This window comes from Kitasatospora sp. LaBMicrA B282 (assembly GCF_050325825.1).
GTDB lineage: Bacteria > Actinomycetota > Actinomycetes > Streptomycetales > Streptomycetaceae > Kitasatospora.
In genome coordinates this window covers 1-6373 of the sequence record NZ_JBNQTI010000036.1, presented here as the reverse complement: position 1 = coordinate 6373, position 6373 = coordinate 1, and the positions used below count along the sequence as shown (strand labels likewise).

Here is a 6373-nt window from a genome sequence, read left to right as displayed (position 1 = left end):
GGGGGGGGGGTGGGGGGGGAGATTGTAAGGAAAAAAAGGGAAGAGAGGGGGGAGGACCCCGCCCTGGGGGTGGGGGGTCCCCCGGCCCATGTCCTGCGCCGGCCGTCCGGCGCCGGGTCCTCACTCGATCGGGTGAGAACGTGGCGCCGGGTCAGATCCCGGCGGCCCGGCCCAGGTCGCGCTTGATCGCGGCCAGCAGCTCGGCGGCCCGGTCCCGGGTGGCCGGCAGCGCGTCGGCGGCGGGGACCGGGAGCACCACCTCCAGGTAGCACTTCAGCTTGGGCTCGGTGCCCGAGGGGCGCACCACGATCCGGGCCGAACGCACCGGCTCGCCGGCCAGGTAGTAGCGCAGCCCGTCGGTCGGCGGCAGCTCGGCCGAACCGGCCGACAGGTCGTCCGCCCGCTCGACCGTGAGGCCGGCCAGCTCGGTCGGCGGCTGCTCGCGCAGCCGGCGCATCGCCGCGCCGATCAGCGACAGGTCCTGGACCCGGACCGAGAGCTGGTCGGTGGCGTGCAGGCCGTGGGTGAGCGCCAGCTCGTCCAGCAGGTCGGTCAGGCTCCGCCCGTCCCGCTTGAGCTCGGCGGCCAGCTCGGCGATCAGCAGCGCGGCGGTGACGCCGTCCTTGTCCCGCACCCCGTCCGGGTCGACGCAGTAGCCGAGCGCCTCCTCGTAGCCATAGCGCAGGCCCTCGGCGCGGGAGATCCACTTGAAGCCGGTCAGCGTCTCGGCGTAGGGCAGGCCCGCGGCCTCGGCGATCCGGCCGAGCAGGGTGGCGGAGACGATGGTGGTGGCGAAGGTGCCGGCGGCACCCTTGCGGACCAGCGCCGCGCCGAGCAGCGCGCCGACCTCGTCGCCGCGCAGCATCCGCCAGCCCGCCGCGGCCGCCGGGTCCGGCACCGCGACCGCGCAGCGGTCGGCGTCCGGGTCGTTGGCGATCACCAGGTCGGGGCGGGCCGCCGCCGCGGTGCGGAAGGCCAGGTCCATCGCGCCCGGCTCCTCCGGGTTGGGGAACGCGACGGTGGGGAACTCCGGGTCCGGCTCGGCCTGCTCGGCGACCACGGTCGGGGCCGGGAAGCCGGCCTGCTTGAAGGCGGCCAGCAGGGTGTCCCGGCCGACCCCGTGCAGCGGGGTGTAGACCACGTCCAGGTCCCGGGCGCCGCCCGGCTCGACCACGGTGACGGCCCGGGCCAGGTAGGCGTCCAGCACGTCCTCGCCGAGCACCTGCCAGCCGTCGGCGGCCCGCGGCACGTCGTCCAGCGAGGCCACCGCGTCGATCTCGGCGGCGATCCCGGCGTCCGCCGGCGGCACGATCTGCGAGCCGTCGCCCAGGTAGACCTTGTAGCCGTTGTCCTGCGGCGGGTTGTGGCTGGCGGTCACCATCACGCCGGCCGCCGCGCCCAGGTGGCGGATCGCGAAGGCGAGCACCGGGGTGGGCAGCGGGCGGGGCAGCAGCGCGGCGCGCAGGCCGGCGCCGACCATCACCGCGGCGGTGTCCCGGGCGAAGTCGTAGGACTTGTGCCGGGCGTCGTAGCCGATCACCACCAGGTCGCCCGCGTCCTCGGCGCGCAGGTAGCCGGCCAGCCCGGCGGCGGCCCGCAGCACCACGGCGCGGTTCATCCGCATCGGGCCGGCGCCCAGCTCGCCGCGCAGACCGGCGGTGCCGAACTGCAGGCGGTCGGCGAAGCGCTCGGCCAGGTCGGCGAGCGCGGGCTCGGCCGCGGGGCCGTCCTGCTCGGCGTCGGCCAGCAGCGCGGCCAGCTCCTCGCGGGTCTCGGCGTCGGGGTCCTCGGCCAGCCACTGGCGGGCGCGGGCGAGGAGGTCGGTGGTGTCCTGGGCCATGGGTCGCCTACTCCGGTATCCGGTAGGGGAAGGGGGTCGTCTGGGAAACGTGAACGGCCCGGGCGCTCCGCTGCAGCGGGGGAGCGCCCGGGCCGAGCCTTCGGGCCGGCCCGGGGGCCGGTCGGTGGGGCCGGAGCGTCAGATCCGCTCCAGGACCTTGGCCAGCAGGGTGCCCATCCGCTCGGCGGAGGCCTTGCCCGCCTCCAGCACCTCTTCGTGGTTCAGCGGCTCGCCGGTGATGCCCGCGGCCAGGTTGGTGACCAGCGAGATGCCCAGCACCTCGGTGCCGGCCTCGCGGGCGGCGATCGCCTCCAGTGTGGTCGACATGCCGACCAGCTCGCCACCGATCACCCGGGCCATGTTGACCTCGGCCGGGGTCTCGTAGTGCGGGCCGCGGAACTGGACGTAGACGGCCTCGTCCAGGCTCGGGTCGACCTCGCGGCACAGCTCGCGCAGCCGCTTCGAGTACAGGTCGGTGAGGTCGACGAAGTTGGCGCCGACGATCGGCGAGTCGGCGGTCAGGTTGATGTGGTCGCTGATCAGCACCGGCTGGCCGGGGACCCAGCCCTGGCGCAGGCCGCCGCAGCCGTTGGTCAGCACGATGATCCCGCAGCCCGCGGCCGCGGCGGTGCGCACCCCGTGCACCACGGTGGCCACGCCGTGGCCCTCGTAGTAGTGGTTGCGGCCCAGGAAGATCAGGGCGTGCTTGTCGCCGATCTTCACCGAGCGGATCTTGCCGGCGTGGCCGGCGACGGCGGGGGCGGGGAAGCCGGGGAGGTCCGTGACCGGGAACTCGGCAACGGTCTCGCCCAGGGCGTCCGCGGCCGGCACCCAGCCGGACCCCATCACCAGGGCGACGTCGTGCCGCTCCACGCCGGTCAGCTCGCGCAGGCAGGCGGCGGCGGCCTGGGCGGCGGCGTAGGGGTCGGCGGACACGGCGGTCTGAGGAGAAGCGTTCACAACCAAGAGGATAGACAACAAATGCCTACGCGCGTAGACATCTGGGCGGGACCTTGTCGGATCGTTACCAGGTTGACCGGAAAGCACTGGCCACGGGCGGTGGTCCGGGGGAGGAATTCGGCGGATCCACCAGTGGCGGGCGAGCCGTCGTCACCGCCGGCCTCAGCTGCCCTTTACGGAGTGTGGGGATTTTGGGCCGGGGTGGTGGCGGGCGCGGTCAGCAGGGACGGCGGCGCAGGTCCATCACGTAGTCGTGCGGCGCCCCGGCGCTCTCCGCGGCGTCCGCGATCAGGCCCAGGTAGCGCGCGGCCGGCAGCCCGCCCTCGTAGTCGTTCAGCACGTAGGTCCAGACCGTCACGTCCCCGTCCAGGGTGTGCGCCCGCAGCCGCACCTTGCGGTAGATGCCCAGCTGCAGGCCCTCCCAGCGGTCCAGCCCGTCCTCGTCCATCGGCGCCACGTCGTAGAGCGAGACGAAGACCTGGTCCTTGGGATCCTCCACCACGGTGGCCAGCGACCCCTCCCAGCCCAGCTGCTCGCCGCCGAAGGTGAGCCGCCAGCCGTCCAGCCAGCCGGAGCCGCGCAGCGGGGAGTGCGGGGCGCGCCGGCTCATCTGCCGGGCGTCGAGGTTGGTGGCGTACGCGGCGTAGAGCGACATGGGCGTCAGCCTACGGGAGTTGGCGCGATGATCAAGGCCGGAGCGAGCGGCGCCCGGCCGCCGCTGGGCCGCGCCCCGGTCGGTGCTGGGTCGCCGCTGGGCCGCCGCCCGAGTCGGAGTCCGGGCCGGAGTCCGGGCCGGCGTCCGAGGGGCCGGCCTGGGTGAAGCGCACAAATCAACGGCCCGGTGCGCGCTTCGAAGTCGGTGTGCGGGACAATGGTGCACGTGACTCGGATCGTGATCATCGGTGGCGGACCCGGCGGATACGAGGCGGCCCTGGTGGCGGCCCAGCTCGGCGCGGAGGTGACCATCGTCGACCGCGATGGTCTGGGCGGGGCGGCGGTGCTCTCGGACTGCGTGCCGTCCAAGACGCTCATCGCGACCGCCGAGGTGATGACCGGGTTCGACGCCTCCTACCGGGAGCTCGGCATCACGCTGGCCTGTGACGACCAGGGCGACGAGGCGGGCCGGCGGGCGATCAGCGTCGACCTCGGCAAGGTCAACCGACGGGTCAAGCGGCTGGCGATCGCCCAGTCCCACGACATCACCCAGTCGGTCACCCGGGCCGGCGTCACCGTGCTGCGCGGCACCGGCCGGCTCGGCGGCGGCGGGCAGGCCGTCGACGGCTCGCGCGAGGTGGTGGTGACCGCCGTCGACGGCAGCACCCAGTCGCTGCGCGCCGACGCGGTGCTGGTGGCCACCGGGGTGCACCCCCGGGAGGCGCCGGACGCCCGCCCGGACGGCGAGCGGATCCTCAACTGGAAGCAGGTCTACGACCTGGAGGAGCTGCCGCGCGAGCTGATCGTGGTGGGTTCCGGCGTCACCGGCGCCGAGTTCGCCGGCGCCTACCAGGCGCTGGGCTCCAAGGTCACCCTGGTCTCCAGTCGGGACCGGGTGCTGCCGGGCGAGGACCCGGACGCGGCCGAGGTGCTGGAGGACGTCTTCCGCCGCCGCGGCATGAACGTGATGAGCCGGCTGCGGGCCGAAGCGGTGAAGGTCGTTTCGGCACGGACAGACGTTGCAGAGGGACCCTCCTCGCCGAAGGCGGGCAAGGAGGGACGGGTGGGCGACCGGGTCGAGGTGACCCTCTCGGACGGCCGGGTGATCAGCGGCACGCACTGCCTGATCGCGATCGGCGCGATCCCCAACACCGAGGGCATGGGCCTGGAGGAGGCCGGGGTCAAGCTCAACGACTGGGGCCAGATCGTGGTGGACCGGGTCTCCCGCACCAGCGCCCCGGGCGTCTACGCGGCCGGCGACTGCACCGGCGTCTTCATGCTCGCCTCGGTCGCCGCGATGCAGGGCCGGATCGCGATGTACCACGCGCTCGGCGACGCGGTGCAGCCGCTGAACCTGAAGACCATCGCCTCCAACATCTTCACCGACCCGGAGATCGCCACCGTGGGCTACACGGCTGCGGACGTCTCCTGCGGGAAGATGGACGCCGTCGAGATCAAGCTGCCGCTGCGGGGCAACCCGCGGGCCAAGATGCAGGGCATCCGGGACGGCTTCGTGAAGCTGTTCTGCCGCCCCGGCACCGGCATCGTGGTCGGCGGCGTGGTGGTCGCGCCGCGCGCGAGCGAGCTGATTCACTCGATCTCGCTCGCGGTGGACAACAACTTGACGGTCGAGCAGGTCGCGGGTGCCTTCACGGTCTACCCCTCGCTCTCCGGCTCCACCGCCGAGGCCGCCCGCCAGCTGCACATCCGCAAGCGGGCGGAGAGCGAATCCTGACCCCGTCACCCGAATGCTCCAGCGCTTCGTCCTGACGGCGGAGGGTACGCGGGAGCGCGGCGGCGCGAATTGTACGGTCATGCGCCGCCGGAAGGTGAGGAGTTCCTGTTACTAGCGGCAAACGCCTGAAAGCGGACGGTCAGGGGAGTTACCGTCGGTTCTGTGTTTGCTGCAGAACGTCGCCAGTTGATCCTCGAAATGGTGCGGGCCAACGGAGCCGTGTCGCTCCGCGAGTTGGCCCGCGTCGTCCAGACCTCCGAAGTGACCGTCCGCCGGGACGTCCGGGCCCTGGAGGCCGAAGGGCTGCTCGACCGCCGGCACGGCGGGGCGGTGCTGCCCGGCGGCTTCAGCCGGGAGCCGGGCTACCCCCAGAAGACCCACCTAGCCGCGGCCGAGAAGAGCGCCATCGCCGACCTCGCGGCCACCCTGGTCGAGGAGGGCGACGCGGTGGTGATCGGCGCCGGCACCACGACCCAGGAACTGGCCCGCCGGCTCGCCCGGGTCCCCGGGCTGACCGTGGTCACCAACTCGCTGCTGGTCGCCCAGGCGCTGGCCCACGCCAACCGGGTGGAGGTGGTGATGACCGGCGGCACCCTGCGCGGGTCCAACTACGCCCTGGTCGGCAGCGGTGCCGAGCAGTCGCTGCACGGGTTGCGGGTCTCCAAGGCCTTCATCTCCGGCAGCGGGCTGACCGCCGAGCGCGGGCTGTCCACCACCAACATGCTCTCGGCGAGCGTGGACCGGGCCCTGGTGCAGTCGGCCACGGAGGTGATCGTGCTGGCCGACCACACCAAGCTGGGCACCGACACCATGTTCCAGACCGTGCCCACCGACGCGATCACCCGGCTGGTCACCGACGAGCAGGCGGCGGGCCACGATCCGACCGCCCGCGAGCTGGACGCGCTGGCCGACTGCGGGGTGCAGATCTCCATCGCCCCGCTGGGCCTGGCCGCCGAGCCCCCGGGCCACCCGGCCCCGGGGCCGGAGCGGCACCCGCAGCAGCAGCCCCAGGGCAGCCCGCGCCGGGCCCCGGGCGCGCCCACCGCGGGCGCCCCGCTGCCCGGTCAGCGCCGCCCCGGGACGCACGCCTTCCGGCCGCTCACCGCCGGGCGGCCGTGAACGCGGTGCGGAACCCCAGGTTGCGGGCCAAAAGGGTGGCGCGGGGGGGGGGAGGAACCACGGGG

Annotated in this window: 5 protein-coding genes; 2 read left to right on the top strand and 3 right to left on the bottom strand. The window is 73.8% G+C overall.

Translation table 11 applies throughout. The features are described from left to right. Positions 1–151 precede the first annotated feature (151 nt). The 3 genes from ACQRUO_RS12960 to ACQRUO_RS12950 all read right to left on the bottom strand — a co-directional run bounded on the left by ACQRUO_RS12960 (position 152) and on the right by ACQRUO_RS12950 (position 3455). Positions 152–1840: a phospho-sugar mutase gene (locus ACQRUO_RS12960; RefSeq protein ID WP_428315995.1), complete on the bottom strand. Its 1689-nt coding sequence runs from the start codon at positions 1838–1840 to the stop codon at positions 152–154. A gap of 138 nt (positions 1841–1978) precedes the next feature. After that, entirely contained in the window at positions 1979–2800 is an 822-nt protein-coding gene (locus ACQRUO_RS12955; protein ID WP_428315994.1) for a purine-nucleoside phosphorylase, read from the bottom strand. A 217-nt stretch (positions 2801–3017) separates the two neighbouring features. After that, positions 3018–3455 (bottom strand): gamma-glutamylcyclotransferase, encoded by a 438-nt coding sequence (locus ACQRUO_RS12950; protein WP_428315993.1) that lies wholly within the window; start codon positions 3453–3455, stop codon positions 3018–3020. 216 nt (positions 3456–3671) lie between these two features. Between ACQRUO_RS12950 and ACQRUO_RS12945 the strand changes: the two genes are divergently transcribed. Next, positions 3672–5189 (top strand): NAD(P)H-quinone dehydrogenase, encoded by a 1518-nt coding sequence (locus ACQRUO_RS12945; RefSeq protein ID WP_428315992.1) that lies wholly within the window; start codon positions 3672–3674, stop codon positions 5187–5189. A gap of 162 nt (positions 5190–5351) precedes the next feature. Further along, positions 5352–6308: a DeoR/GlpR family DNA-binding transcription regulator gene (locus tag ACQRUO_RS12940; protein ID WP_428315991.1), complete on the top strand. Its 957-nt coding sequence runs from the start codon at positions 5352–5354 to the stop codon at positions 6306–6308. The last annotated feature ends 65 nt before the right edge of the window (positions 6309–6373 follow it).

What these genes read in the sequence shown, in the direction of transcription:
- ACQRUO_RS12960 (WP_428315995.1), bottom strand. Translation starts at nt 1,840, where the DNA reads ATGGCCCAGGACACCACCGACCTCCTCGCCCGCGCCCGCCAGTGGCTG.
- ACQRUO_RS12950 (WP_428315993.1), bottom strand. Translation starts at nt 3,455, where the DNA reads ATGTCGCTCTACGCCGCGTACGCCACCAACCTCGACGCCCGGCAGATG.
- ACQRUO_RS12945 (WP_428315992.1), top strand. Translation starts at nt 3,672, where the DNA reads ATGGTGCACGTGACTCGGATCGTGATCATCGGTGGCGGACCCGGCGGA.